Source organism: Pseudomonas sp. GW821-FHT04C07 (assembly GCF_059420325.1).
In genome coordinates, this window is the sequence record NZ_JBWKTM010000002.1 from 481,299 (window position 1) to 507,555 (window position 26,257).

The following is a 26,257-nucleotide window of genomic DNA, read 5'->3' on the forward strand; positions in this document are numbered from 1 at the left end:
TTTCATTGATTGTTCGCTACAGCGAACAATCAATTCAGGTTTATGCCGTAGTCAGGGCGATAACCGCTGCCTACTCTGGGGGTGAAATTTAAATTCATTCACCGCAGCGAGATTGTCATGTCCAATGTTAGCGACAACAAAGAAATTGCCCAATACATCCACGGCGCCCATGTCGCCGGCAGCGGTGTCCGCACTCAACCCATTTACAACCCGGCCACCGGCGCGGTCAGCCGCCATGTGCGCCTGGGCACCCCACAGGACGTAGATGCCGCAGTGGCCTCCGCCCAGGCTGCCTTTCCCGCCTGGTCGAACACTCCGCCAATCCGCCGCGCCCGGGTATTGTTCAAATTTCTGGAGTTGTTGAACCAGAACAAAGACGCACTGGCGCACCTGATCACCGCCGAACATGGCAAGGTCTTCACTGATGCTCAGGGCGAAGTGGCCCGCGGCATCGACATCGTTGAGTTCTCTTGTGGCATTCCGCAGTTGCTCAAGGGCGACTTCTCCGATCAGGTGTCCACCAACATGGACAACTGGACGCTGCGTCAACCATTGGGTGTCGTCGCCGGCATCACGCCATTCAACTTTCCGGTGATGGTACCGATGTGGATGTTCCCGGTGGCGATCGCGGCCGGCAACACCTTCATTCTCAAGCCAAGCCCAACCGATCCTGGCGCCAGCCTGTTCATGGCTGACTTGCTGAAAAAGGCTGGTCTGCCTGACGGCGTGTTCAACGTGGTGCAAGGCGACAAAGAAGCCGTTGATGCGTTGCTGGTACACCCGGATGTTAAAGCGGTGTCCTTCGTCGGCTCCACGCCAATCGCCAATTACATCTACGAGACCGGTGCTCGCCACGGCAAACGCGTGCAGGCCCTGGGCGGCGCAAAGAACCACATGGTGGTCATGCCTGACGCTGACATCGATCAGGTGGTCGACGCATTGATCGGCGCTGGCTATGGCTCGGCAGGCGAACGCTGCATGGCGATTTCGGTAGCAGTGCTGGTCGGCGACGTGGCTGACAAAGTCATGCCAAAACTGCTGGAGCGTACCAAGGCGTTGAAGGTACTCAACGGCAGCAACCTGGCTGCTGAAATGGGCCCGATCGTCACCCCGGCCGCCCATGCCCGTATCACTGGCTACATCGAGCAAGGCATCAACGAAGGCGCGCAATTGCTGGTTGATGGTCGCAATTTCAATGGCGCGGACGCCGGCGAAGGTTGCGAGGAAGGTTTCTGGATGGGCGGCACACTGTTCGACCACGTCACCCCGGACATGCGTATCTACAAAGAAGAAATCTTTGGCCCGGTGCTTGCCTGCATGCGCGTGCCTGACTTCGCCACCGCGGTGCAATTGGTCAACGACCACGAATTCGGCAATGGCGTGGCCTGCTTCACCCGCGATGGCAACGTGGCGCGCGAATTCAGCCGTCGCATCCAGGTCGGCATGGTAGGTATCAACGTGCCGATCCCGGTACCCATGGCCTGGCAAGGCTTTGGCGGCTGGAAAAAGAGCCTGTTTGGTGACACGCATGCTTACGGAGAGGAGGGCGTGCGGTTCTACACCAAGCAAAAATCCATCATGCAGCGCTGGCCGGAAAGCATCGGCAAAGGTGCCGAGTTTGCGATGCCGACCGCGAAATAAAACCGCGGTTTCAGGAAGGGGAATGCTGGCGTGAGAAATAAGTTGAATTAAAAAGACGATCAGTCTAATAATCGACCCATGACCAACATTATTGCTACCCCTCGCAAGCGTGGTCGCCCGGCGAAAGCCGTAGGCGACTACCGAGAGACACGTGAGACCCTGTGCCGTGCTGGCGTCGCCGCCTTGACGGAGAAGGGGTTTTCGGCAACCGGCATTGACGAAATACTGAAGTCGGTTGGCGTGCCTAAAGGCTCTTTCTATCATTTCTTCGCGAGCAAGGAAGCTTACGGCAGTGAGCTGATCACGCTTTACGCCCGTTATTTCGTGCGCAAGCTTGATCGGTTTCTGCTCGACGAAAGTCTGACCCCGCTCAAGCGCATCGAAGCCTTTTGCGAAGAAGCAGAGCGGGGCATGCAGCGATTCGATTTCCGCCGAGGTTGCCTCGTCGGTAATTTGGGACAGGAGATGGGAGCTCTGCCGGAATCCTTTCGCGCACAGCTTAGCGATGTACTACTGGATTGGCAGGCCCGGTTCGAACGCTGCCTGGACGAAGCGAAGGCAGCCGGCGAAATCTCCGGGGATGCGGATTGCGCGCGCTGGGCGGCGTTTTTCTGGATTGGCTGGGAAGGTGCTGTTCTGCGCGCCAAGCTTGAGCGCAACGGTGAGCCGTTACGGGTATTTGCAGACATGTTTTTGATGAACCTGGGGTCTTAGGCTCTTTTTTTTCACCATTAATATACGATCGGTCTAATTAATATGGAAGCTTGTGCATCGTTCGTAAGTAGTGAGGCGTCCCAATGAGTGAGCCAGCTTTCGACTACATCATTATCGGTGCCGGCACGGCCGGCTGCTTGCTGGCCAACCGGCTCAGCACCGACCCAAACCACCGCGTGTTGCTCCTCGAGGCGGGCGGCCCTGACAACTATCCGTGGATTCACATTCCCGTGGGCTATCTGTATTGCATCGATAACCCGCGTACGGACTGGCGTTTCCGAACCGCGCCTTCAGCCGGACTCAACGGCCGTGAATTGCTCTATCCACGCGGCAAAACACTGGGCGGAAGCTCAAGCATCAACGGCATGATCTACATGCGCGGCCAGGCTCAAGATTACGAGCACTGGGCAAAAGTCACCGGCGATGATGAGTGGAATTGGGAAACTTGCCTGAAGGACTTCCGTGCCCACGAGGACCACTATCGCCTCGATGCCGCGATAACCGAGGGCGAAAACAGCCAGGCCGCACGCTTCAGAACCTTGCACAGCAACGGCGGCGAGTGGCGCGTTGAAAAACAACGCCTGCGCTGGGACATACTTGATGCCTTTGCCAAGGCGGCAGAGCAGGCAGGCATTGCTCCGACCGATGACTTCAACGGCGGGGACAACCGCGGGGTCGGTTACTTTGACGTCAATCAGCGCAGCGGCTGGCGCTGGAATGCATCCAAAGCGTTTCTCAGGCCGATCCTCAAACAACGCCCGAATCTCACTGTCTGGACCGGCGCGCAAGTCTCTCGCCTGCGGTTTGAACAGCGTGAAGACGGGCAGCAAGTGTGTTGCGGCGTCGAGCTGATTCACGAAGGCCAACAGCGTAACGTCCGGGCCAACCGTGAAGTGGTTCTCAGTGCCGGCGCCATCGCAAGCCCGCAGTTGCTGCAGCTTTCAGGTATCGGCGATGCCGCCTTGTTGAATGAACAGCACATTCCCGTGGTGCGGCATTTGCCTGGCGTGGGTGCAAACCTGCAGGACCATTTGCAGATCCGTTCGGTCTACAAGGTGCAAGGTGCGTCTACCCTGAACACCAAGGCGACCACTATCCTGGGCAAGGCCGCTATCGCCCTTGAGTACGCGCTCAAACGCAGTGGCCCGATGAGCATGTCGCCTTCGCAGTTGGGCATCTTCACCAGCAGTGATGAGTCCTATATCCAACCCAATCTCCAGTACCACGTACAACCGTTGAGTCTGGAAGCGTTTGGACAACCGCTACACAAGTTCCCCGCCATTACCGCCAGCGTATGCAACATCCACCCGACCAGTCGTGGCACGGTGTCGATTCGCAGCGCAGATTTCCGCGCCGCGCCGATCATTGCACCCGACTACCTGAGCACCGACGAAGACCGTCGCGTGGCGGCTGATTCGCTGCGCATGACACGTCGCATCGCGTCACAACCGGCAATGGCGCACTTCAGCCCGGAGGAATACAAACCGGGCGTTGAGTACCAGACCGATGAGCAACTGGCGCGCCTGGCAGGCGACATTGGCTCGACGATTTTCCATCCCGTGGGCACGGCAAAAATGGGCAAGGCGTCCGATCCGATGGCCGTCGTGGACAGCCATCTGCGTGTACACGGCATCCTGGGGCTGCGGGTCGTCGATGCGAGCATCATGCCGACCATCACGGGCGGCAACACCAACAGCCCGACGCTGATGATCGCGGAGAAAGCCGCGCGCTGGATCATCGCCGGTCACTAATCCATCTAAAGAGGAAATAATCACATGGATAACTCGCAAGGCCTGCCTGCCAAGAAGGGGCCTTTGGACGGCATCACCGTCCTGGATTTCTCCCGCGTACTGTCTGGCCCGTATTGCACGATGGTGCTCGCCGACCTCGGCGCCCGCGTGATCAAGGTCGAACGACTCGCCACCGGCGACGACACGCGTGCCTTCGGCCCCTTTGTCGAGGATGACTCCGCGTATTTCACCTGTTTCAACCGAGGCAAGGAAAGCATTGCGCTGGACCTCAAAAGTCCGCGCGACCGCGAGCTGGTCGAGCGCATGCTCGCCGAGGCCGACGTCCTGGTCGAAAACTTCCGACCCGGCGTGATGGACCGCCTGGGCTACGGCGCTGAACGGCTTGCGCACACTCATCCGCATCTGGTTTATGCCTCCATTTCGGGCTTCGGCCATACCGGCCCCATGAGTGACCTGCCGGGCTACGACATGGTGGTCCAGGCCATGGGCGGCATCATGAGCCTGACCGGCTGGCCCGATGCACCACCAGCCCGCGTCGGCACCAGCTTTGGCGATCTCAGCGCCGGGCTGTTTGCAGTGATCGGCATCGTCTCGTCGCTGTACAAACGAACCCGGGACGCACAGGGTTCTCGCGTGGATATCGCGATGCTGGACTGCCAGGCGGCACTCATGGAAACCGCATTGGCGACTTACGACGTGGAAGGGAAGGTGCCAACACGCACGGGCGACGCCCATCCCTCGCTCTCGCCGTTTGAAGCTTATGACGCGCAAGACGGGCGCTTCATCATTGCCGCGGGTAACGACCAGCTATTCATGCTCATGGCCGACGCACTGGGCAACCCGCAAATGGCGCTGGAGCCACAGTTCCTCAGCAATGCCCAGCGTTGCCGCAATCGCCCGGCGTTGATCGAGGCGATACAGGCGATCACGCTGACTGCCCCCGTAGCACACTGGATTGACCGGCTCAATGAAGCAGGGGTGCCGTGCTCGCCGATCAACACCGTCGACAAGCTGTTCGAGCATCCGCAGTTGGCAGCACGCAATATGATCATCCAGGTGCAGGGCGAGGGCGGGCGTGCTTTCCGTACCGCCGGCAACCCTATCAAGCTCAATGCCTACGCCGACATCGATGTCACCACGCCGGTGCGCGCGCCCGGTCTTGATGAGCATCGTGAACGCATCCTCTCGCAGCTGATGTCACACACCGGAGACTACGCGCCAGCCACGGGCACCTTCGACGAATCGCTGTTGCAAGAAGCTATCTAAAACATCGTCTGACTTTTCAAACCTGCCAATTTACCCAGGAGAATTCTCCATGACAGCCGCAACAGCGCCAGCCATCCAAGACAAAAAATCGGCAACCACCAGCGTAAAACCCAGCAACGAGACAGAGACCCGAAGCGCCTCGGCGCCTCGCTACGAATCGATCCTGGTCGAACGGCGCGAACGCGTCGGGCTGATCACTCTGCACAGACCCAAGAGCCTCAATGCACTGAGCGTGGCCATGTCCCGCGAAGTAGTCGCAGCGCTGCACAACTTCGATACCGATGACAACATCGGCGCCATCGTCATCGCCGGCAGCCCACGGGCTTTTGCCGCGGGCGCGGACATCGAAGAAATGGCTGACAAGACCTTCGTCGAACTGCAGCAACACGACGTCTTTGCCGCCTGGTCACAATTGCTCACCGTCAGCAAACCGATCATCGCGGCCGTTAGCGGCTATGCGCTGGGTGGCGGTTGCGAACTGGCGATGATGTGCGACTTCATCATCGCTTCAGAAGACGCGCAGTTCGGCCAACCGGAAATCAAGCTGGGCATCCTGCCCGGGATCGGCGGCTCGCAACGCCTCACCCGATCGGTTGGCAAGGCACTGGCGATGGACATGATCCTCACCGGTCGCACCATCAACGCCACCGAAGCCAAAGCTGCCGGGCTGGTTGCCCGAGTCGTGCCTTCAGCTGACCTGCTGCAAACTGCGCTGGAGGCAGCACACACCATCGCCGGCTACAACGCCCCTGCGGTGCGAATGGCCAAAGAAGCGGTCAATCGCGCGCAGGAAGTGAGCCTGGCCGAAGGCATGCTGCATGAGCGGAGACTGTTCCAGGCCGCATTCGCGACCGATGGCCAGAAGGAAGGCATGCAAGCGTTTCTCGCCAAGCGGGCGCCGGTTTTTCGGCATCGTTGAAGGGGGCTTGTGATAGAGGGTTTTGTGGAGTGGGGGGAGCAGGCTTGGCAGTCCTCTATTCTCTGATCAAATCAGAAAATCAGTGGCTGCCATCGCACGATGCGCAGCATCCAGTAATGCTTTGAGCTGTGCGTCATCACGACCTTCAACAACATCGAAATTCATCAGAGGCATGTGGGTAATCTCGAGTAGTGACGGGATGCCTGCATCGCAGGTCTTGAGGCCCACACTAAGCTTTTGCTTTGTTCATGACGAGATGCAAAAATCGAATTCATTGTTTCCATACGAGAACAATCAAATCATGCCTAAAGTGGAAGTCGAAAGACTCTGGACCCATGTGCACTGGCTGGCGATCCTGGCAGAGCAGGGCACGTATACCGCGGCAGCGATCAGGCTAGGGGTGAGTAAGTCAGCGGTGAGCCAGCGAATTGCTGAACTGGAAAAGGCCACGGGATTGAGTCTGGTGTTACGCACGACTCGCAGTGTGCGATTGACCGATGCAGGCAACGCTCTGGTACGTGACGTGCGCAGTGCTTATGAGCAAATTGCCCGAAGTTTTTCCGATGTTCGAGACTCTGCAGGTGTTGCACGGGGACTTCTACGGCTGACTGCTCCGGTGGCATTTGCCCGCCAGCAACTGGTTCCGGTACTGGCCGGTTTCTTCAACGAATATCCCGAAGTCAGAGTGCAGCTCGACGTTTCCGATCAGATTTCCGCCATCGCTTCGGAGGGTTTTGATCTGGCTATTCGGCACAGCAATCAGATACCGGATACCCATGTCGCCTGGAAATTGTGCGCAACACATTCGGTGCTTGTTGCGACCCGCAGCTATCTGGAGAAATTCGGCGAACCTCAACGTCCAGAGGATCTCGTGGAACACAACTGTCTCTATTACCCGCGAGGCAACGACATGCCTGCCTGGGCATTTGAATCGCAAGTGGCGGAGAAACGACTGACTGTTCCTATCAAAGGCACTTTCGCAACCAACAATAGCGAAGCGTTGCGTGATGCAGCTTTGACGGATCTGGGTATCGCGCTTTTGCCCGATTTCAGCGCTCAGGCCGGGCTGAAGAGCGGAACATTGGTGCAGGTGCTGCCAACGTGGAAAATAGTAGGCGCCTTCCCTGAGGACATTTATCTGGTGCGTCCTTATTCCACACATGTGCCGAGGGCCGTAACCGTTTTTGTCGAATACCTGCGAGGGCGATTCGCGGCCGGTTTTAACTGACAGTAAAGGAGGGTATGCGTAACAGCTGATCTTCCTGATCGTGGAGCGCTTTGAACTAGCTCAACTAAACAGTCATTTAGTTGAGTTATAACTTTACATGCTATGACATTAGGGCAGGGTGCAAAATTCTCAGCTTTCATCGCTAATTTTTCGTAGGGCAATCAGCGACTCATGCGGCAAAGGCTCTCCGTGAATAGCAGCCATTATCTAATCCAAAAACTCTACATCAGCATCTATATCGCAACATACCAGATACAGGTCTATCAATACGTTGATCAAGGTTTCGGCATCGTGCTTCTTTTGTTCACTCACGGTTTTCTCCTCTGGGATCATGTAGACCGTTGTCTTTGAATGGCTTAATGAATCCTAAGAACGAACTGGCGTCAGGGTTATCGTGCCGTCAGGTTGTTTTTCCATGTCCAGCTTGTCACTGCTGGTCAACCCGATGGCCGCCAGAAGATCGTCAGGCAAAGGTATGATCAGGTCGCCAGTTCCATCATCAGCGTCTTGGCAGGTGACAATCCAGCGTCTATTTTCAGAGCTTGATGTTGGGTTCATATTTTCCCCTGGTGATCAAATGACAGAGCCGATTCATGATTATGATCCTGCGGACTCGCTGATTGATTCAGAGACCGTAGCTGTCTTTTTGGCTGATGCTTACGACACCGGTGACGCTGCTTATATTGTCCAAGCGATGGCCGTTGTTGCACGCGCCAAAATCCGTATCGATGCAGCGGCAGAAGCACAGCGGCCATCGTCATGTTCGTAACGGCGTTTTTCTCGCATGCGAGAAATTCGAGTGCTCAGAAGTAAATGAGTAAAAATAATAAAATAAAAATTCGCATGCAAAACAGAAGCATGGACTTCCATTCTATATTGTGCATGAGGTTTGTTCAAGCAATCACCCTCTAAAACATTGAAGCAAATCATTGAATGAAAAGCTGATGGAAGTAAATACGTTAATGGTCGTCAGAAGGTTTTTTAAGGGAATTCGCAGACCTTAGATGCTAATTCTATAGCACGGCCCTTGCCAAATTATTAGGTCATGGCATGGAATAACGCTTAAAATAATCATGACTAAGGCTATCTGGAGATTGGAACATGATTAGTCATGCCTACAGTGAAGGGTTCCTGCTTGCTGCGGGAATATCTCCAGATAGTATGAACTCGATCGGCACTGAGTGCTGGGCAGGGGACTTCAAACTACTAGATGAATGGATTAGCCAAGGTACGAAACACAGTCTAACTCGCAGAGTAATGAAAAAAGAGGTAGAACGACTTTTGCTCTGGGCAATTTCAGTCAAGCGGAAAGGGCTTCTAGAGCTGAACTCGACAGATATTTCCAACTACGCAAAATTTCTGGAGCGACCAACGCCTATTTCAATCTGGGTATCAAAAACAAAATATCCAAAATGCAACGATGCATGGCGTCCTTTTGCCGGCCCATTAAATGAGTCGTCGCGGAGATATGCGTTAGTACAAGTTGGTAGTTTTTTTAAATGGGCTGTGCGAAGCGGTTTGATTGAGTTTGATCCGACGGAAGCCCAGGGAATACCCAGGATCAATAAACCCATATGCAGGCCGCCTGCCCTGGCTCAAGAAGCAATTGATGCATTATTTGAAGTAATCGATAATCAGAAAAAAATCAAAAAAAGACTTAGAGACACTGTGTTGTTTTCAATACTGTTGCAGGTCGGGCTATTAGTTTCCGAGATTGTAGCTGCAAATATTGATGATGTTGATCAGGGCGAAAGTGGCGCCTGCTGGATAACTGTGAGAAGTGATAGCGGTAAATTGCGTAAGCTTGCAATCACAAGCGAGCTATATTTATTGATAGGTTTTTACAAAACTGCCTTTGGTATCCAGGTAGCGTGGATGGACGATACTGCCACACCATTGGTGCTGCCAGTAACCGGAAAATTGCGACGTCTACACACGTCGACGATACTAGCAATTATTAAAGACATTACACAGGGAGCAATATGTCTATTGCGAGAAAGAGGGCAGCATGAAGTGGCGGCGACACTGAAAGGCGCTAACGGATATATGTTAAGGCATTCGTGCTTCGCCAGTATTGCGACCACGAACATTGTTATGATCTTGAAGAAATTTGCGGGGTATCTGGAGCTAGAAACAGCGGGCCAATATTTTTATTTAAGCGAGGATGATTTTTACAGAAGAATAGTAGAGTCGCTTCCAGCCATTCCAAGACGGTAAAATGCAAACAAGCGCGGTAACGAATTTTTCCTGGTTAGTGTGTCGACGCTTATGGTTTAAGTTATTGTTGAGAGGTTTTTTATAAAAAATTATCTTTTCTGCGCCAGTCAAGAAAATCTTCCTGTATCACAATTGTCACTCCTAGTATCTTTAAGCTCTTGTTAATGGGAAAGCACTTGCATTGAAAATGCTGAGATGAATATTTTTGTGTACGCTATCCGCTTGAAAACCAAACGAAAACTATAATGGTGCGGTGACTGCATGCGACAGCATCGATGCATTGACCGCCGTCGTTAGTTTTATAACTTCGTGTTATATTTTTTACAGTCATAGCGTCTATCACTAAATCGTATATTGCATTCACGCAATTTGCGCTAGCTTATTTTGAAGTCGTTGCTAGCGAGCTTTGTGGAAGTGCAGCATGGTGCAAACAGTTAAGAACACCGCCAAGACCAATCTTTACAGAAAATATGGGGGGAAAGGGGGCGTAAATAATGTATGGTTGGTTTACAGTGAAAAAATGCATCGCGATTTTGCACTAAATTCGGATGTGCGGCTCTTTCATTGGGTTTGCTGGCTTGAAACCAATACGCAAGTTCGTAGCTATGAGTATTTTGACAAAGAAACGCAAGTTGAGCCGGATGGTGAATTAATTTCGAAAAATGGTTGTGTTAAACGCTTTTGGATTACAAAAAAAACCGCTACCAAGCTCTCTGTCGATAATGCTGAGCAAAATGAAATGGAGTGTAACCGTATATTGGTTACGCCAGATGAGGTTTTATCCAAAGCACCTGAGGCTATGCGACTTCTCAGTGCGCTGTCTTTTTGTGCTGGTGTGCGTGGGCAGGAATTAGCTCCGATCGAAAATAAACTTATATTAGTCGAGCGGCAGTTGATAAACGGAACGATAAGACAGTTGCTGGAGGCTCTTAGAGGTGTTGAGGAGTCACTGGTTGCAGGCGTTATTGTTCGGCACATGATTCGCGGCTTAATTGATGTCGATTTGTCAAGAGATTCCTTTGGTCGACATGCTCGATGGCATTTAACAGGAGCCCTTTCGGATGAGTGTTAAGCTGAGCAGAGGTGGGGCAATCCAGAACAAAGTCTGCGACGAATTTAAATTCTGGCAGGAGCCCAGTCTCTCGCATTTAAATAGTCATGACAAAGAGGTCTACGTCTTCAGATACCAAGCTCTTGAGATGTACTCTGCAGGAGGTAGGCTACGTGATATTGAGGAGTTGACGGGAATCACTCCTCCGCAGGTTGTATCTTTAGCAAAAAGATGTCTCGAGATTTCACCCGACGGTAATCCGTGGGGGTGTCGTGCCTTGTTGCCGAGAATTAGACTGGCGCCGTATACCCGAAGCGCTCCCCCATCAAACTGCACCACTGGAGGTAGAGGGGGGTACGCAGGTTCGTTTGGTTGGATTCTTGACCAATATGAAGACTTGCCAGAGTTGTTACGTAAGAAAATCTTTAAAATTGAAGGTCACGGGACGGTATATGAACATAAGATTAGTGCTAAAACTCTCCATTGTGTCTTTCTTCAAACCTTGCAAGATTTGGGGGCGCCGATAGATCAGTGGCCATTCACTACCGAGTTAAAGGGCGCGAGAACCATTAGCAAGTTTTTAAATGCAATAATGGATGGAAATTTTGATCAGGCGGTACAGGTTAATGAAGAATCCCCGGCCTGCGCCCACCTTAAGGTTGGAAAAGGTGTGCGCACAAGTCTTCGCTCTAACCAACCCTATGATGTAGTCGAGGTTGATGCCTACAAGACCGATTGTCACACATCCGTTGAGTTTATGACTCCTGAGGGGCTGCTCACTGCTGTCCGCATTACGCGAATGTGGTTGATAGCGATGATTGATGTTGCTTCGGGTGCTGTCATAATTTATATCCTTGTGTTCAAGCCAGAGGTTAATGCCGAGGATGTAGTCAATCTGTTCCGGCTTGCCTTGCTGCCACAGCGTGAGCGGCCCTTGCCACTAGTCGACGGACTGATTTATCCAGAAGGCTCAGGCTTGCCCAGTGAAGTCATTGACGAATGCAAAGGGGCACTATGGTCGGTGATCAAGTTTGACGGTGCGCTGGCTCACCTTGCTGAAAAAATTACTGATCTTTCACGTAAAGAACTTGGCTACTCCTGGAATGTTGGGCCTTCGCAACACTTTGAAAGACGGGCCTCTATTGAACGATTATTTGCTGACTTCTCAAATGGCATATTTTCGCGTATGCCGTCTACAACGGGGCATGGCCCAGGCAAAGGTCGAGCGGACAAAGCTGAGCAAATTGCGGTTACCACGCGAATCATCGCAGATGAAATTAGGCATGTGCTTGATGTGGAAATCGCTATGCATAATGCTCGTCCTACCGAGGGCCTCTACATGTCGCCTTTAGAATATATCCGGCAAAAAATCACAGCCAACAATAATCATCTGATTTTGCGCAAACTTCCGAATGCGGATGTGCAGAACTCTTCTGAAATATTGGTTAGAAAGCAACGTGTATACGTCAGAGGGGGGCGTAAAACTGGACGTGCGCCGCACATTCAATTTGCAAGGGTTAAATATACCAGCGATCAGTTGAGGCAAGCAGCTAATTTGGTCGGAAAACAAATATTGATTGAGATTTTTGAGGAGGACATTCGATATCTAAACGCATTCACTTTGCAGGGTGAATCCTTGGGGAAGTTGGTTGCTATGGGGCATTGGGCGGATATGAAACATAGCCTAACCACTCGGCAGGCAATCAATAAACTGGTATCCCAACGGGTGGTCATCATCGCCCAGGGGCAGAATCCCGTTCAGGTGTACATGGAGCATTTGACCACAAAAAACAAAGCAGCAAGGAAAAAGTCTAAATCCCCTCTCAGCTCTCGCCAGGCGACCGAGGCGAAACGGCTCTCCGATGAAACAGGTCTGAACTTAAATATCCATGACCCGGTAGTAGGCGCAGAATATCCATCGATTTTATCAATTGATCCTGAATCAAAAAACCACTCCAGTTTTGCACCGATGCCAGACCTCAATAAATTACTCGGCAAAAACAAACTGAGGTGAAGTATGTTAGTGCTCGATGACAAATCTCGCGCGGAGCTATTTCGAACCCACCCGGTCAAACGAAATCAATACACCATTCTGACCCCCATGATCAAAGCGTCTTATGCCCTGTTCCGGGAGAAAGTGTTTTTCAGGCACTCCGGCGCCTTTATGTTTGCCTCCCCTCGAATGGGGAAAACCCGATGTGCTTATGCTATTAGGGACTTACTTTCCAGTGAGTTTCCCGATTCATATGTGTTGTATCATACAATGGATAGCGAGCGAACTACTTATTTGGTCGGCGACTTGCTAAAATCAGCAAAGTTGGCCGTGGGCAACCGGGAGAGTCGCGCGATACAATTGGAACGCTATATTGAGCATATTGCTGCCGAGTGCGAGCTCAAAGACGGAAATCAGTTTGTTCTGATTATTGATGAGATTCAGCTGATGTTGTTGCAGTCGTTTAACGATCTTTTGGTGATTGATAATCGGCTCGATGCAAAAGGGATTAGCATGACGACTTTAAGCTTCGGTCAACCGCAAATTCTCGAAACTCGAAATCTTTTTATTACTTTGGAGGCCGACAATCTGGTTGCCCGGTTCTTAAGCGAGCCCGTGCGCTTTGAAGGGTGCCTGTCGGCCAATGTGTTTCAGGCAGTTCTTTATGACTTTGACGAGGTCACAGAGTTTCCGCCGAATTCAGGGTGTTCCTATACCGAATTTTTTCTTCCGGTCGCGTTCTCGAACAACTATCGTCTTGCGGCTCAGCATGGCGACATTTGGAATGCTTTGATCCAGCTGGTCGGTGAGAGCGTGCTACCACGAATACCATTTTCGTATATTATTCGCTTAATCAATCATCTCTTGATTGCCAATAGGGCGAAAGACTCTCCAGAGTTTAGATTGTCGGCGGAGATGATCGACGTATCCGTAAGAGCAACAGTTTTGACGGACTTTTTTGAGTCCCTGAAAAAAAGCTAACATGTATAGAAAAGATCTGAAGGTCACGCTTGGTTGTAATAGTCCCTTGGCGTTTACTTCATCCTGGCTGCTATTTATCAAGGCGGCGGCAATCAATTATTTGCCGCCTAATATTCTGGCTAACTTGATGAGGCAGTCCAGCGCGAATTCAAGGGTCAATCCGTATTACTGGACCTCGACATTTGTCGATGTTCCATTTTTCGCCCAGTGCACAGGGCTAACGGAGAGCGTGCTGTATACGCTGTTCGTGGACCGCTATTCAGTATGCGCTCCAGGTGTTGAGCAGATAATAATCCGTCACTGCCCCGTGTGCATTGGGCAGGGCTATCACTCTGTGTTTTTCCAGTTCGCGTTGTTCGATACATGTCCATGGCATGGCCGTAGACTGATTCCTTGTCATTCGTGCACCCATGCCATTTCGCAAACTCAAGGCTTGCGTTTTACCTTGCATGAAGATTACTACGAAGCAAGCTTGAAATGCGGTCATTTTTATTTCAATTCGAAAGCGTCTACTCGATTTGATTTGAACACCGATCAGCAGAATCAGGACTATTTAGAGAGAGCGCAGTTATGTGCCGAGTGGCTGGAACGCTGCACTGATTCCACGGCGCCGTTTGCACATATACTTGGCCGGCTTTCGGATGAAAAGCATCTCGACGAGAGGCTTATGAAGATCATGTACCCGGGCTACTGCTGGGCATTAGGCACAGGGTTGGAGTGCCCTTGGCCATCTGTGCTCGACGCGCTTAGTCATCCTTGCACGGACTTCGAGATAATGCGCTTGGACTCTGACATCAGAGGAAATACTCAAGGGGTCGAGCTCAAACTAGTGCTGAAAAGCATCCGGCGTTACCTGTTCAAACGCTTTGTTCGACCGCACAAGAAATGCTATTCATTTCTCGCCTCCCTTTCGCAGAGGGATTGGCATTGTCTGGATGCGACTTCGGCATGCAGCGCTTCTTCGGCCTTCATTGTCTGGGAGCGCTCGATTTCATATCTGGATGGGGGGGACTGGATCGATGCGCCAAACCGGGTGTCCACGGGTTGGGCGGCGGCGCCAGAGCAAATCCATCAAGTTGCCTCTTTATGGCTACTGCATTTCTATACCATCTGGGGTGGCATTGAACGAAATTGTCAGTGCTGCCAATCTCACCATGACCGGTTCTCTGTCGAGCTCGCTTCTTCCGCGCCGCCGTTACGCCTAGGCGAGGATAGCGTTGTGATTTACAGCTCTCAGGGTAAGCATACTGACGTGTTACTGGCATTGCACTGCTCTGAAGCGTGGTTGAGGACTGCTGCTTCGGTGCGATGTGCGACACGGAGACAATACAACGATATGGTCAATCACCGATCGAGAGAAACAGTGCAGTTCTGGGCTTACGTGGTGAGACCGGAAGTGTGGATGCGCTATTGGGTCGGAGACCAGCCAAGGACCAGCGCTTGGCGTCGACCCGTTAGCGCTGGCTAATTGGCTGTCAGGCCATTTCTGAAGGACCATAGGTGTGCGGTGGGAGACTTCGGCGGGGCGCGGGCAATTCAGGCTGTCCGTGTTCCGTGGTCAGGCGACATTGTTTTTTCGCGGAGCATTCATTGCAGACGGTGTCGATTGCTAAGACATGCTCCATACGCCACAGCTGTAAGCTGTTTAGCCTAGAAAGAGCTTTACCATCACAGGCGTGATTGCCTCAACCGCGGGCAGGTCACCAGGCATTCGGCAAGGTGAAAGGACATTGCTTAGGGTTATGGGTTTGCGAGTCGGTTGAGATTTCTCATCTGGCGCTTGTCCTCCCGGGAATAATGGAGGACATAGGGCGCTACAGTGCCTCCTCATAAATGCACCTTGGGTTGAGTGCTGCTTCACGCGCCAGATTCACGCTGTGCAGGGTGTGCGTTGGGCCGCCATCGATTTCGATCTGAAAGGTGATGTCGGCGGAAGCCTCAACCAGTTTGGTGTGCAAGCGCACCACACGCTCCATGCGCCAATGCTGAGAATGATTCATCCAGGGCGGGGTGACCATCATCAGCGAGCGAACGGACGCATCCTTCGGTAGCTGCCCGAGCAGTGCATCCAGTTGACCTATATCCGCCACCAGCAATGTGTGCCCAAAATCAAATCCGTCTTCGTGCAACTGGAGACATACATGGAACCACGGGGTTTCCAGGTCGCGCTCGACCACGCCCCAGCACTTGATCGTTCGGTCAAGCGGCATCGACGAACGACGTTCCGCCGCGGGCTGAGTAAAAAACATCGGGAGCTCCTCGCAAAACGAACCCTATAGATTGTAGCCCTAAAGTGTTCGAAAAGGCTTCATCGTTCCTTTTGTGAGTCACACAAATGGACATGAGACAAGCCTTCGGTCGGGCGCTTAAGGGCCGGCGCCAAGCACGTCAGCTGACCCAAGAGGATTTTTCCGACGTGAGCAGCCGAACCTACCTCAGTACCTTGGAGCGTGGTATGAAATGCCCCACGCTGGACAAAGTGGTCGAGCTCGCCTCGGTGCTCGGTGTTCATCCCTTGACCCTGATCGCAGAGAGCTTTCTGGTGCTCGAGCCAGGCCAGACACTTGAAACATTGATGGCTGTTGTCCAGCGTGAAGCTCAACAGGTGTGAGCTGTTCGGCGTAAAGATCAGCACTTCGCCTTGCCATTGGCAGCGTCATCGCCCGCTGGGCACGGCCGTTCCGGCAACGAGCGCACGATGAAACTCGATCCAGCCATGTCACCGAATGCAGGCAGCCTCATGGCTCGCCCGGATCGGTTTCGCTGGCGTGCGGCGAGCTGCCTTGAGTGAATGACTCGCCATCCCTCAGCAGCGAGGTGGCGCGACTGCTGAGCAACGCCCCGGCCTGAAAGTAGCCCATCACCGTGCTCACGCTGCGGTGCTCGGTCATGGCCATCACTTCACCGAGGGGCACGCCCTGACGCCCGGCCTCGGTGACAAAGCCCGAGCGCAAACTGTGCGCAGCCCAATCCCCATCCAGTCCGGCCAATTTTGCTCGGCGTTGAACAATGCGCGCTACTTGATCCGCGGATAAGCCCGCTGCCCCGACCTTGCCGCCCTTGTACATCCGGCGAAACAGCGGGCCACTGTCGGCCGGAGCTACGGCCAGCCAAGCGGCGAGGGCTTGCGCTGCCGGGCCGCGCAGTGGCTTCTCCCGGCGCACACCACCGGTGTCGGTCTTGGTCGCGCCCAAGGTGTACAACCAGGTGTCGACATCCAGCTGGCGCACATCATTGACTTGCAGGCCGACCACTTCCGAGCGCCGGCGACCGCCACCGCTCCAAGCCAACAGCATCAGGGCGCGATCGCGCACGCCGCGCAACCCATCGTCGCAGGTGGCGAGCAGTGCCTGCAACGGCTCGAGCACGATCGCGTTTTTCTTGCGCACGTTCACGCCCTGACGCGACTGGGCTTTGCGTGCTTCGCGAAGCAGGGTCTTCAGCGCCGACGCTTCGGTCGGGCTGTCCCACTCCTGGAGCCGGTGCCATTTGCCGAGCACCGAAAGACGGTGACTGACCGTGTTGAACGCCAGTGGCCCCAATCTGGATTTGATTCGGGCGGCCACCAGTGCGGCGTCGATCGACGGTGGCAGCAGGTGGACCCAGCTGCCGTCGGCCAATGGTCGGGCCAGGTGATCGAGGGCAAACTGCACCGCCACCGTGGTCGGTAGCGGCGCATCACCGAGTACCTGCCCATACCGCAATTGCAGCCACGCCGACCAGTAGGCGAGGGCGCTGCGGTAGCTGCGCACGGTATTGGTTGCGGTGCCGGCCGCGATAAACGCCGCAGCGGCTTCCTGAGCGTTAAGCGCCAGAAAATGCGGGTCCAGCGGGCTTACGTCGACCAAGAGCAGTTGGTCTGTAATATTTAATACGTTCAACGTATGATAATTCCATTAACCAAAAAATAACGTCGGATAATCTTTCATTATCAGACCTAATATAGCCGGAGATGAGCCATGGCAGTAGGGGTGCCGGAAACCGAGGTGTTTGCCGCCGCAGACGCGGTGTTGGCCCGCGGCGAACGGCCGACCGTGGAGCGCGTGCGTCTGGAGTTGGGGCGCGGCAGTCCGGCGCGGGTTGGCGGCCTGCTCGATCAATGGTGGGCGCGGTTGGCCGAACGGCTCAGCGGCGAGACCCGTCTACCCGCGCTGCCCGGCGAGGTCTCGCAGGCCTTCGTCGCGGTGTGGCAGCAGGCCATCCACCTGGCCCAGGGCGTCGCCGAACAGGCGTTGTCCGATCAACGTCAGGTCTTGGCTGCCGAGCGCGAGCGAGTTGCTGCTGTCGAGGATCAGGCGCGTCAGGACGCGGCACAGTTTCGCCAACAGGCGACGGACGCAGTAGCGGGGCGCCAGGCAGTCGAGTTGCGCCTGGCGGATCTGGAGCTACTGCTGACCCAGCGCCAGACGCAGATCGAGGATTTGCAGCAGCAGCGTGAAGGTTTGTTGCACGAGCGCCGTGAAGCGCAGCAGCACAACCACACGTTACAGCATGATCTGCAGGCGTTACGGCTCAAGGCCGAGCAGGAGCGTGTGACGCAGGAGGGCTACGTACGTGGCGTTGAAGATCGTGCGCACCGTGAGGTTGACCGCGCGCGGGAGGAGGGCAAGGCCATGGCGGCCCAATTCAAGGAGGTTGGGCGGCACGTCGAGCAGCTGCAACGGCGGCTGGAGTCGACTCAAAACGAGCTGAGTCAAACCCAGCAACATGCCGCGGCACAGCAGGCCCGTGCTGATACGCTGGAGCAACAACTGACGCAGTTACGCCAGGTTCCCGCCGTCAAGCGTAAACCAAAATCCGGCAAATCCGTTGCTTCGACCGGTTGAATCCACAGCCATCAGCGGCCATTCCACACTCCGGCTTGCAGCCTGCGATCCCGATGCAGCAATCAGCTGAACTGAACCTGAGGTTCAGCTTCAGTCCATGAGCGACTGAATTGCCTTAATGGCCTCATGCCTTATTGGATAGGCATACGGATTATGCCCGTTGAGCCGCGCCGACTGGATCAAGCTCATGATCGCCGCAGCCCGTTTTCCGCTTCGTAGCGATCCGGCGAAGAGCCAGTTCTGCGGTTAAGAGCCCTCTGAACCGGGGGTTGAGGGATGATCGGGGGTGAATCTAGGTGATCCAGGAGGTGACAGCAGGATTGACATAGCGATTATGGATTGACTATTGTTCATCTGCGCCTAGGCGTGAACCACAGGGTGGTTACAGGGATCTTCGGATCGCACCCCTCTTCTGATGAAAGTCAGATGGCCCAGTGCCAGGTAACAGCGTCCTGCCCCGTCGAACGCATGCAATCGACGGCTGAGAATCCCGCCTAGAGCGGGATTCGTCGTTTCTGGCCCTTCAACTACCCGGAAGTAAATATCGAAATTTCTGGCATGTAAATGTCCAAAACCGTGTAACCCCTTCCGGTTTTGGATATTTACTTCCAACACGTCGCTGTGTGAAAACTGCATAAGCGTCCGGCAGACACACCGACCCTTCCTAGAGGCTTGGAGGCCTGACAGTTTTGTAATTAAGTCACTGGCCATGCCATGGCACACCGACTTTCCTGAGCAAGTCCATGCTTGTACTCCTCGCTCAATATCCCCGCCAGCCTCTAATCACCGTCTCTTCTGTTGCGCGCTTTATTGCCGTTTTTACGGGAACGAAAGCCGGCAAGGTTGCAGGTGATTGATCCCGGTAGGTCGGTAGCCACTTGCGGATAACGTTGGCGTTGATACCGTGATGGATGGCTACGCTGGAAATCGTCGCTCCGGGTTGCAGGCATTCTTGGACGACCTAGGCTTTGAACGGATTAGGGTAAGAGCTTCGTTGGCGCAAAATCCTAGCGATAAGGGCAATTGCGTCCGCAAAAAATACGCGGACACCATCGCCCTTAATGCTGGAGTTCGGTAGGTGACTTGGCCGGACGCTTACGACCTTTCCAGTAATTCACGACCTTGAGGGCCATGCCAATTCTCCGGGGTGAGCTGCCGCTCGCTGGCGAAATCATCGAAGGATGGCGTGTCGATGAACCCTTCATGGGCGAAGGAAGACTGCACGCATAGGAGATCAGCCGACCATAGGAGTGGCGGCCACGATACCGGGCCGGCCCTCTGGATCCTCAGACGTCCCGAAAGCTTCTCGGCGGTGTCGAGTCGATCCCGATCACTCGAATAAATCGCCTGCGATCCTGCCCTTCTAATTCAAGAGCCCGGGCCTGAAGCAATTTAATGAGCTCACTGAATGTCATTCGATCGGAAGCTGTAGGGTAATGCCATTTTCGATCTTGCTCCTGCAGCACAATGACTAGGAAGCCTGTCGTTGCATTGCGGTTGCGCATGTACTGCCCCACCAACTGGTGCTCGAGTGCTTCCAAATACTGGGGCACGGTCCAGCGCATGGACATCTTGAGTTCGATGGAGGCGTAGTCTGAACCTTTCCGACAAAGCACATCCCGTCGCGTGGCCTCTGCTGTCTCGGACTCCCGCGTAACGGTATAACGAGACCCCGCGAGGTGATTCATTTCACTCCCAAGCAAGGCCTGAAAATCGGCTTCCAACGCGAGGCCTTCCTTGTCGGTACTGATACGAGAAAAGTTCACGGCGCTGAAGACCCGACGAAGACTGAACTCACCTTTTTCAATGCTGTACTTCACGGCCAGAAGGTCTTCCTGGACCGCCAGCGCCAGCGAAAGTGTGCCGGCGACTGGCTGCCTGAAGTCGTCATCGAACTTGTCAAAATCCCGTTGCAATACTGGCGAACGACTGAAGCGTGCTTCCTGCATGTCGAATAAAACACTGCTCAGGTACTGTGCTTGCTCGTCGCCCGCAACCTTGCGAATTGCCTCGAGGGCTTCATAGGCTCTTGTCGACCCTGCTGCAGCAATGGCGGGTATGAGCGCATCACGCAGTTGCTCGGCAGCATCCCGATTACCTGGCGTATACACACTTCCTTCAGGATGCTCGATGTCGTTCTCAGGTCGGACGATACCGAAGGTCCATCTATAAAGGGCGGCCAGTGTGTCAACCCCGTCGTCACTCTGTTTGGCGAGCCCGATCACTTTCGACCCATAGTCCTTTCCGAGGTAGGCCGCCAGTTCGAAAACAAAACTCTGTGCTTGGGGACTGGCGTCAACCAGCCACCGCTCAAGATGGGATTTGAAGGAATCTGGGTGGGTAGTAAGCCAGAAAGCCCCCCACATGACACTTTGCGCCACTGTTTCCAGTAGAGCGGGCTGAATGACGCTCTCGCCTGATTCAGTAAGCATGGCCGTGCTGAATGTCGCCTGAAGTCGACTCGACGCCTGCGCCTCAAACACGTCTTGAGTTGTTGTGCCTGGAACATTGCTTACCAGATTGAGGAGCGACTCGGTCGTGTGATTTCTGCACCGTGGCTGTTTAAGAAGAAAGGACCAGGCCGCCGGCGCCAACGCTTTCTGAATGCTCTCCGGCGCGTTGTTTAATTCAACAAGCAATTCTTCTGCGTGTTCGAAGGAGGTTGGTCCCCGATCCGCGCGCGCGATCAGCTGCTGTAACTCGACAATCGCCACAGTCTGGTGTGCGTCGACCAATGGCCAGAACCATTTAGGAAATCCGTTGATTTCAAAGCAAGCGTATTGAATGGCCTGTCCTACCTGGCTCGCCGACAAGGTCGGCAAATCGGTGCCGTCGCGAAGCTCTTGGCTTAGGCCCAGCAAGCCAGCCACGGTGATGTGGTACGTGGACCTTGGTTCATCCTCCTTAAACATTGGCAGTTGATCGCGCCAAAGCGTGGACAGCCCGGTCTTGAATGCGGCTGCCAGGTCAGCGCCAGCGACCGCCGCCACTGGCTCGATGCTGACGTCGCCATAGCGGGACGACGTGTTTGCCTGCAAAAGCCAGCCAACCAACCAAGCAATTGCCTGACGCCCAGAGCCGTTACTTATCAGGTCAATTTCCTCGTGCAGAGTTGCCAGTGATGCTGCGTCCATGGTCATGCGATTCTGACGATTTTCCTTGGCCGTTGCCCGGGGCTTCCTGCCAGTGGCAATGGGCGCCTGAAATGCCAGAATCGCGGATCGCAGCGGGTCCGACATGAGCGTCGTGGCGTCCTCCAAGGCGGGCTCACAGATAAAGCCAAAGCCAAAAATGGCGTCCCTGAGCACTTCAGTATCTGGGGCGGTCAGCTGTAGGATTTTCCGAAGGAGTTCCAGGCGTACCGCCGGGTTCTGGCCAAGCGCTGTGCGCAGAGCTGAAAAATCACTCGAACCATAAAAGCATTCGCGGAAAAACCGGCGAATGATGAGACAAAGGAGAACCACGCGCGATTCATTGCGGTTCCCTGATCGAGTGATTAGTGAGGCCAGCACATCGATCACAAAACTGATCCGCCGATCGGAGAAGTCCGAATAGACTTTCCTTCGTGCGTCGGGCAGATGACGGTCCCGGACCAAGCGAATTACCAGCGATCGCGCCAGCTGATAGGCCTGTTGCTCATCCGCAGCGTCGAGAACCGGACCAACGATGGTGGAGGTCAGGCGGAAAGCCCCTTGACCCCGGTCAAACTGCCGTTCGACCAAGGTAACGATTTGGGCCGCCGTCAGGTGCGACCAGGCCAGGCGGGTAATCGATGCGGAGATCAGGCTTTCATGGAGAGCAGCTTCCTCCATCAGCGCGGTTGCAATGCCTTGAAGGTCCTCGTTGACGCCAAGGTCCAGCAGGTAATACAGGTCGAGGCTCTGTCGTTGTTTCATGAGCAGTGCCAGGTCACCCTGACACGCCTTCAGCACCTGCTGGCGCAGAATGTCTGAGCGGCTGTGGGTTGCAATATTGATCAGCGCACTTCGGGCGCGATGATTTGAACCATATTGCTCGAACAGCTCGCTGATCAATGGCAGGTTGTAGTCCGCGCCAACCTGCCAGTAGTTTTCGGGTGTGAGATCGTAATGTTTGCGCCCAAGGCGATCCCCTTGTGTCGCCACAAGTTGAATACTTCGCTTGATTGCCTCGTGGGCGTCAGCCTTAGGGATATCCCGGTTACGTAAGTCACCAAAAAAGGCGACCACTTGCGGGTCTCGCGGCAAAAGTTCTTCCCGGCAGTAGGCGCTCAAGGTCGCCAGCCAACCCAAAATCGTCAGCAGCCGACGCTGTACACCACGCTCGCCCGTAGGGGCGTCCCAGGAAAACGCATCGACCAGGCGTTTGGCATCTTCGGGTGATTGAACCCGCGAGGCGAAATGTTGCGCGGCAAGAAACGGAACAAGTTCCTCAGGGTAGAGCTTGACCTGGTGGTGGCCAGCATCAATGAATAGTTGCGATGTCAGCAATTGCTGCAAGGCCGACTCCGGGAGCTGGGTACCCGCAATCAGTCGCACGGAAAGCACAGCGTCATCCACGCCGAACTGTTCCGAAGGCATCTCGATGTTCATCAGCTGACAAACCATTGAGGCTGCCGCAATTCTGCTGACAACCGCCACCTGTGCAGAGGGAGTGCCAGCAGTTGAAAGGCGATCGTCACGCCCTTGTTGGAGTTCGACAGCCTGGACCACCCCCTTGTAAACATCGGTTAGACACTCCGGTTGGCGGTTTACCAGATCGAGGTGGGCAAGGATCGCAAGTCCGCCGGGGCTCTTCGTGAACCCAGGCAGGCCCTTGTTGTGGGCTACCTCGAGGAGTGTGGCCGCATCATCAACCCCTTGTGCACGCTGCAGATAGGTTTTGGCCTGGCTTGAGGTTAGCGAAGCCAGCGAGAAAATGGACAACGCGGTGTGGCTGCTGCTTAACCGGGTGGTTGTGGCCTTGTCCGTCTCATCACCAAGCAGCCCCCCGAAATCGGTCTCCTCCGTGGAAGTGACCTCAAGGGGAACATCCAGAATCTCCGAGAGCTGGCTCAAAACATCCTGAGAGAGTACGGCCGGGCGCGTCGAGATGATCCACTGGGTGTTACTGTTTGGCCATTGGACCGCCTTGAGGACCTGCTTCAGGGCATGATGCAGATCAGCCCGCTGCTTGGGTGAAGCCTCATCCAAGGAATCGATGAACAGGGTGACTGCCGCATCAGGAGCTTGCTGCCAAGCCTGGAAGGCATCAACCTCAGACGGGATCAGTGAGTCCTCAAAGGCACCCCGATCAAGCACTTTGCGCAGCTCGATAAACACCGCGTATTTCCCCGCCATGCGTTCACGCTTTGCCTGTTCCTTGAGTTCAGTGGTTTTCCCGAAGTTAGCCGGCGCGACGATAATCGCGTAGCGGCTTTTCAGTACCTCACCCCATGACAATTTACGACCGTTTAGGTCTGACCGCAGTAATTCCTCCTGATCGTATTTCCTCCGTTGCACGAAGCGTCGGTCTAGGTTGAGGTACGGCATAGGGAGGCGCTCCATGAAAACGGTGCGATACGTTAGCCTCCCGGGCCCGGAGTTGAAAGCTCCCGATCAAAGGCTTGCCTGATATGAAATTACATCTGCAAGCCTGCGGGTGCACTCCATGACATATGTGTGATGCTCACGTTTGCGCCGGAACGGGCCGGCACGGTGATGTAAGCTGCATGGGGTCCAATTCTCGGGCTCGGCAAGAAAGGTCGATTACCCACGTCCTAGTCGCGGCTCACACTGATGTTGTAGCTGACATCGCCCAGTCATTGCTGTAACCGCCGGAAAAATTTTGAGAGCCGCCGCGGTCTCACTATCGTTGATCCGCTACGTTCAGGTAGAAGCTACCCAGTTCGCGGTTGCGCCCCGTACTCTGGTTTATGGTCGGGTCGATATTGAGCTTCGAGTTGCCGGTTCCCTTGAACGCGCTTTCGCTAATGTCCTCCATATCGTCGCTATCGACTTAAGCGAAGTCGGCACATCGGAGCAGGGTGCGAGTATCGAAGGTGGTGGCATTTTGATCTCGACTGCTATTCGATGCAGACTAGGCATTCCCACGACGCGGGGTTGTGGTGCCTACCTGCTGACCAAATTGAGGGTGCATGAAATATATCTGTTTGTTTCTGACTGCTGCCGTGCTGGGGGGCTGCGGAAAATACAACGCAGTCGACACACTGTCTGACGCTAAGTCGGACAGCCGAGACATTAGTCTGTGCGGGGCTGGAGTTGATATCGACAATCGGGTGGGACTGATCATTCGTTCTGAAGCCAACAAGTCAGGGGGTGAGCTTTCGGCTTCTCAGCGCTCCAAAATTCAGGCGGCTGCGGTCGATGCAGGGATTTTGTCAGCAAATGACAATTACGAAACCTATGTGAAGTGCATCCTCGAGCTAAATAAGCGACGTGGTGCCACACAGACGCTGAGTTTGCTACAGCGCCTGCAACAGCCTGCGCTGAAGGTCTGGCGCCAAGGGTACCAAGGTGAGACCAGTTACATTCGACGTTTGGTAATCGAAAACACAGGTGAGGAGCTGACTGAACTGCAGGTGACCAAAGCGCCTTTTCTTGTTGTGAGCGAAAGGTGCCCTGTTGGTCAGGCAAAGAAAGGCGACGGAAAAAAGTGTGCTGATTTACCCATTGCATATATTCCCCTTGCCAATTATTACTCCTCTGTCACTTGGGTTGGGGCCTATAAGGGCGAGCTCTACTCGGTCGATGAAGCACCACATGGCATGGATGACGTGGTGACGCGGTTCGCGCATGACAATGCTATCCCCGGAACCCAAGCGTTGAATAACAGTCTGGCGCTTCTGGTGAGGGTTCGTTACAAGGACAAGTTCCAGGACATGCACGAACGCTTCTTCGATGTAACCTTCGAGCAAAAAGAGATTGATGAGGATCTGGGGCAAGCGCTCTTCGCTAACCGTGAAAAGCTACTTGAGGCAGGCTTGGTGGTTGATGTGCGAGAGATTACGGTGTCACGATTGGCAGAGGTCTGGTCAAGTCTTCGCCACCCCGACACTGAGCTGCAGTCGATCTGGCAACGCTTGGAAAGGCTTCGCTGGGAGGCCTGAGTTCAGCTTGGCGAGCGACGCCCGCGAGAATAATTGCACAGGGGATCTCACTCAGTTGCTCATGCACTTGAGCAAGCCGCGTTCAGAAGCGACTTTTCCGCTTCCTAGTCATAGGAGACCTGCTGTTCCTCCGCAGGGCTGTCGCTCCTTTTCGAGCTGGCGCCCTGCGGGGGCGATTCGCGATCTCGACAGCTAACTATCGCCATTGATGACGTTTGTTGAACCGGTTACTTGGACTTCAAGACTTTGGGATTGGAGTTGCCCCAGATCGTGTACAAGTCAGCCAATAGCGCGCCATTGATGGACTCAAGCTCCGCTTGGGTAATTTCTTCATCACCTTGCCTGCCGTATAGAACGACCTCATCGCCTGCCTGCACGCCCTTGATGTCACTGACGTCAACCATCAGGGTGTTCATGGTGACCTTGCCGATCACCGGCGCGCGTTGGCCGTGGATCAGCACTGAGGCTTTGTTGGAGAACGCCAGTCGATAACCGTCGGAGTAGCCGGCCGGTATGTTGGCGATCAAGGAGTCCTTGCTCAGGGTAATCGACCGCCTCAGGTCGATTGCTGTCTCCTCGTACT

Annotated in this window: 19 protein-coding genes and 2 pseudogenes; 15 read left to right on the top strand and 6 right to left on the bottom strand. The window is 54.4% G+C overall.

What is annotated here, in order from left to right; translation table 11 throughout:
- Positions 1 to 117 precede the first annotated feature (117 nt).
- From AC07UI_RS05745 to AC07UI_RS05765, 5 genes are all read left to right on the top strand, one after another.
- Positions 118 to 1,641: a CoA-acylating methylmalonate-semialdehyde dehydrogenase gene (locus tag AC07UI_RS05745; protein WP_494991577.1), complete on the top strand. Its 1,524-nt coding sequence runs from the start codon at positions 118 to 120 to the stop codon at positions 1,639 to 1,641.
- Between the two features lie 78 nt (positions 1,642 to 1,719).
- Positions 1,720 to 2,355: an acrylate utilization transcriptional regulator AcuR gene (gene acuR, locus AC07UI_RS05750; RefSeq protein WP_494991578.1), complete on the top strand. Its 636-nt coding sequence runs from the start codon at positions 1,720 to 1,722 to the stop codon at positions 2,353 to 2,355.
- Positions 2,356 to 2,438: 83 nt separating this feature from the next.
- The gene (locus AC07UI_RS05755) at positions 2,439 to 4,106 is read left to right on the top strand and encodes a GMC family oxidoreductase (protein ID WP_494991579.1); all 1,668 of its coding nucleotides are present in this window, start codon (positions 2,439 to 2,441) and stop codon (positions 4,104 to 4,106) included.
- Positions 4,107 to 4,130: 24 nt separating this feature from the next.
- Positions 4,131 to 5,372, top strand: coding sequence for a CaiB/BaiF CoA transferase family protein (locus AC07UI_RS05760; protein WP_494991580.1), 1,242 nt, complete (start codon positions 4,131 to 4,133; stop codon positions 5,370 to 5,372).
- Positions 5,373 to 5,421: 49 nt separating this feature from the next.
- The gene (locus tag AC07UI_RS05765; RefSeq protein WP_494991581.1) at positions 5,422 to 6,291 is read left to right on the top strand and encodes an enoyl-CoA hydratase; all 870 of its coding nucleotides are present in this window, start codon (positions 5,422 to 5,424) and stop codon (positions 6,289 to 6,291) included.
- Between the two features lie 66 nt (positions 6,292 to 6,357).
- Here AC07UI_RS05765 and AC07UI_RS05770 read toward each other — a convergent pair whose 3' ends face one another.
- Entirely contained in the window at positions 6,358 to 6,465 is a 108-nt protein-coding gene (locus AC07UI_RS05770) for a tautomerase family protein (RefSeq protein WP_494991582.1), read from the bottom strand.
- Positions 6,466 to 6,592: 127 nt separating this feature from the next.
- On the opposite strand from AC07UI_RS05770, the gene AC07UI_RS05775 reads away from it, so the two are divergent.
- From AC07UI_RS05775 to AC07UI_RS05805, 7 genes are all read left to right on the top strand, one after another.
- Complete coding sequence (locus tag AC07UI_RS05775; protein WP_494991730.1) at positions 6,593 to 7,519, top strand: LysR family transcriptional regulator; 927 nt, start codon at positions 6,593 to 6,595, stop codon at positions 7,517 to 7,519.
- A gap of 415 nt (positions 7,520 to 7,934) precedes the next feature.
- Positions 7,935 to 8,288, top strand: coding sequence for a helix-turn-helix domain-containing protein (locus tag AC07UI_RS05780; protein ID WP_494991583.1), 354 nt, complete (start codon positions 7,935 to 7,937; stop codon positions 8,286 to 8,288).
- A 332-nt stretch (positions 8,289 to 8,620) separates the two neighbouring features.
- Positions 8,621 to 9,736, top strand: coding sequence for a tyrosine-type recombinase/integrase (locus tag AC07UI_RS05785; protein WP_494991584.1), 1,116 nt, complete (start codon positions 8,621 to 8,623; stop codon positions 9,734 to 9,736).
- A 421-nt stretch (positions 9,737 to 10,157) separates the two neighbouring features.
- The gene (locus AC07UI_RS05790) at positions 10,158 to 10,808 is read left to right on the top strand and encodes a hypothetical protein (RefSeq protein ID WP_494991585.1); all 651 of its coding nucleotides are present in this window, start codon (positions 10,158 to 10,160) and stop codon (positions 10,806 to 10,808) included.
- Positions 10,798 to 12,801, top strand: coding sequence for a hypothetical protein (locus AC07UI_RS05795; RefSeq protein WP_494991586.1), 2,004 nt, complete (start codon positions 10,798 to 10,800; stop codon positions 12,799 to 12,801). Before AC07UI_RS05790 ends, AC07UI_RS05795 begins: the two co-directional genes overlap by 11 nt.
- A gap of 9 nt (positions 12,802 to 12,810) precedes the next feature.
- A complete protein-coding gene (locus AC07UI_RS05800) occupies positions 12,811 to 13,761 on the top strand; it encodes an AAA family ATPase (protein WP_494991587.1) in 951 nt (316 codons plus the stop codon).
- 1 nt (position 13,762) lies between these two features.
- Positions 13,763 to 15,229 carry a hypothetical protein gene (locus tag AC07UI_RS05805; protein WP_494991588.1) on the top strand — a complete coding sequence of 489 codons (1,467 nt, stop codon included), beginning with the start codon at positions 13,763 to 13,765 and terminating at the stop codon, positions 15,227 to 15,229.
- Positions 15,230 to 15,575: 346 nt separating this feature from the next.
- Here the strand turns inward: AC07UI_RS05805 and AC07UI_RS05810 are convergent, their stop codons facing one another.
- A complete protein-coding gene (locus tag AC07UI_RS05810) occupies positions 15,576 to 16,010 on the bottom strand; it encodes a hypothetical protein (protein WP_494991589.1) in 435 nt (144 codons plus the stop codon).
- A gap of 92 nt (positions 16,011 to 16,102) precedes the next feature.
- Here AC07UI_RS05810 and AC07UI_RS05815 point away from each other — a divergent pair, with 92 nt between their 5' ends.
- Positions 16,103 to 16,372 carry a helix-turn-helix domain-containing protein gene (locus AC07UI_RS05815; protein WP_494991731.1) on the top strand — a complete coding sequence of 90 codons (270 nt, stop codon included), beginning with the start codon at positions 16,103 to 16,105 and terminating at the stop codon, positions 16,370 to 16,372.
- Positions 16,373 to 16,499: 127 nt separating this feature from the next.
- Here AC07UI_RS05815 and AC07UI_RS05820 read toward each other — a convergent pair whose 3' ends face one another.
- Complete coding sequence (locus tag AC07UI_RS05820) at positions 16,500 to 17,642, bottom strand: site-specific integrase (RefSeq protein WP_494991590.1); 1,143 nt, start codon at positions 17,640 to 17,642, stop codon at positions 16,500 to 16,502.
- Between the two features lie 78 nt (positions 17,643 to 17,720).
- On the opposite strand from AC07UI_RS05820, the gene AC07UI_RS05825 reads away from it, so the two are divergent.
- Positions 17,721 to 18,587, top strand: coding sequence for a DNA-binding protein (locus AC07UI_RS05825; protein WP_008001955.1), 867 nt, complete (start codon positions 17,721 to 17,723; stop codon positions 18,585 to 18,587).
- Between the two features lie 760 nt (positions 18,588 to 19,347).
- Here the strand turns inward: AC07UI_RS05825 and AC07UI_RS05830 are convergent.
- A pseudogene (locus AC07UI_RS05830) lies at positions 19,348 to 19,536 on the bottom strand (transposase); the annotation flags it as partial.
- Positions 19,537 to 19,873: 337 nt separating this feature from the next.
- Positions 19,874 to 24,097, bottom strand: coding sequence for an NACHT domain-containing protein (locus AC07UI_RS05835; protein WP_494991591.1), 4,224 nt, complete (start codon positions 24,095 to 24,097; stop codon positions 19,874 to 19,876).
- A gap of 605 nt (positions 24,098 to 24,702) precedes the next feature.
- Here AC07UI_RS05835 and AC07UI_RS05840 point away from each other — a divergent pair.
- Positions 24,703 to 25,674 (top strand): hypothetical protein, encoded by a 972-nt coding sequence (locus AC07UI_RS05840; RefSeq protein ID WP_494991592.1) that lies wholly within the window; start codon positions 24,703 to 24,705, stop codon positions 25,672 to 25,674.
- A 227-nt stretch (positions 25,675 to 25,901) separates the two neighbouring features.
- On the opposite strand, the pseudogene AC07UI_RS05845 reads toward AC07UI_RS05840, so the two are convergent.
- Positions 25,902 to 26,228, bottom strand: a pseudogene (locus tag AC07UI_RS05845) (alanine racemase C-terminal domain-containing protein); the annotation flags it as partial.
- Positions 26,229 to 26,257 lie beyond the last annotated feature (29 nt).

Excerpts from the sequence above, each read along its gene's own strand:
- AC07UI_RS05840 (WP_494991592.1), top strand. The coding sequence starts at position 24,703 with ATGAAATATATCTGTTTGTTTCTGACTGCTGCCGTGCTGGGGGGCTGC.
- AC07UI_RS05780 (WP_494991583.1), top strand. The coding sequence starts at position 7,935 with ATGTCCAGCTTGTCACTGCTGGTCAACCCGATGGCCGCCAGAAGATCG.
- AC07UI_RS05805 (WP_494991588.1), top strand. The coding sequence starts at position 13,763 with ATGTATAGAAAAGATCTGAAGGTCACGCTTGGTTGTAATAGTCCCTTG.
- AC07UI_RS05760 (WP_494991580.1), top strand. The coding sequence starts at position 4,131 with ATGGATAACTCGCAAGGCCTGCCTGCCAAGAAGGGGCCTTTGGACGGC.
- AC07UI_RS05745 (WP_494991577.1), top strand. The coding sequence starts at position 118 with ATGTCCAATGTTAGCGACAACAAAGAAATTGCCCAATACATCCACGGC.
- AC07UI_RS05825 (WP_008001955.1), top strand. The coding sequence starts at position 17,721 with ATGGCAGTAGGGGTGCCGGAAACCGAGGTGTTTGCCGCCGCAGACGCG.
- AC07UI_RS05770 (WP_494991582.1), bottom strand. The coding sequence starts at position 6,465 with ATGCCTCTGATGAATTTCGATGTTGTTGAAGGTCGTGATGACGCACAG.
- AC07UI_RS05815 (WP_494991731.1), top strand. The coding sequence starts at position 16,103 with ATGAGACAAGCCTTCGGTCGGGCGCTTAAGGGCCGGCGCCAAGCACGT.
- acuR (WP_494991578.1), top strand. The coding sequence starts at position 1,720 with ATGACCAACATTATTGCTACCCCTCGCAAGCGTGGTCGCCCGGCGAAA.
- AC07UI_RS05790 (WP_494991585.1), top strand. The coding sequence starts at position 10,158 with ATGGTGCAAACAGTTAAGAACACCGCCAAGACCAATCTTTACAGAAAA.
- AC07UI_RS05755 (WP_494991579.1), top strand. The coding sequence starts at position 2,439 with ATGAGTGAGCCAGCTTTCGACTACATCATTATCGGTGCCGGCACGGCC.
- AC07UI_RS05785 (WP_494991584.1), top strand. The coding sequence starts at position 8,621 with ATGATTAGTCATGCCTACAGTGAAGGGTTCCTGCTTGCTGCGGGAATA.
- AC07UI_RS05835 (WP_494991591.1), bottom strand. The coding sequence starts at position 24,097 with ATGCCGTACCTCAACCTAGACCGACGCTTCGTGCAACGGAGGAAATAC.
- AC07UI_RS05810 (WP_494991589.1), bottom strand. The coding sequence starts at position 16,010 with ATGTTTTTTACTCAGCCCGCGGCGGAACGTCGTTCGTCGATGCCGCTT.
- AC07UI_RS05795 (WP_494991586.1), top strand. The coding sequence starts at position 10,798 with ATGAGTGTTAAGCTGAGCAGAGGTGGGGCAATCCAGAACAAAGTCTGC.
- AC07UI_RS05775 (WP_494991730.1), top strand. The coding sequence starts at position 6,593 with ATGCCTAAAGTGGAAGTCGAAAGACTCTGGACCCATGTGCACTGGCTG.
- AC07UI_RS05765 (WP_494991581.1), top strand. The coding sequence starts at position 5,422 with ATGACAGCCGCAACAGCGCCAGCCATCCAAGACAAAAAATCGGCAACC.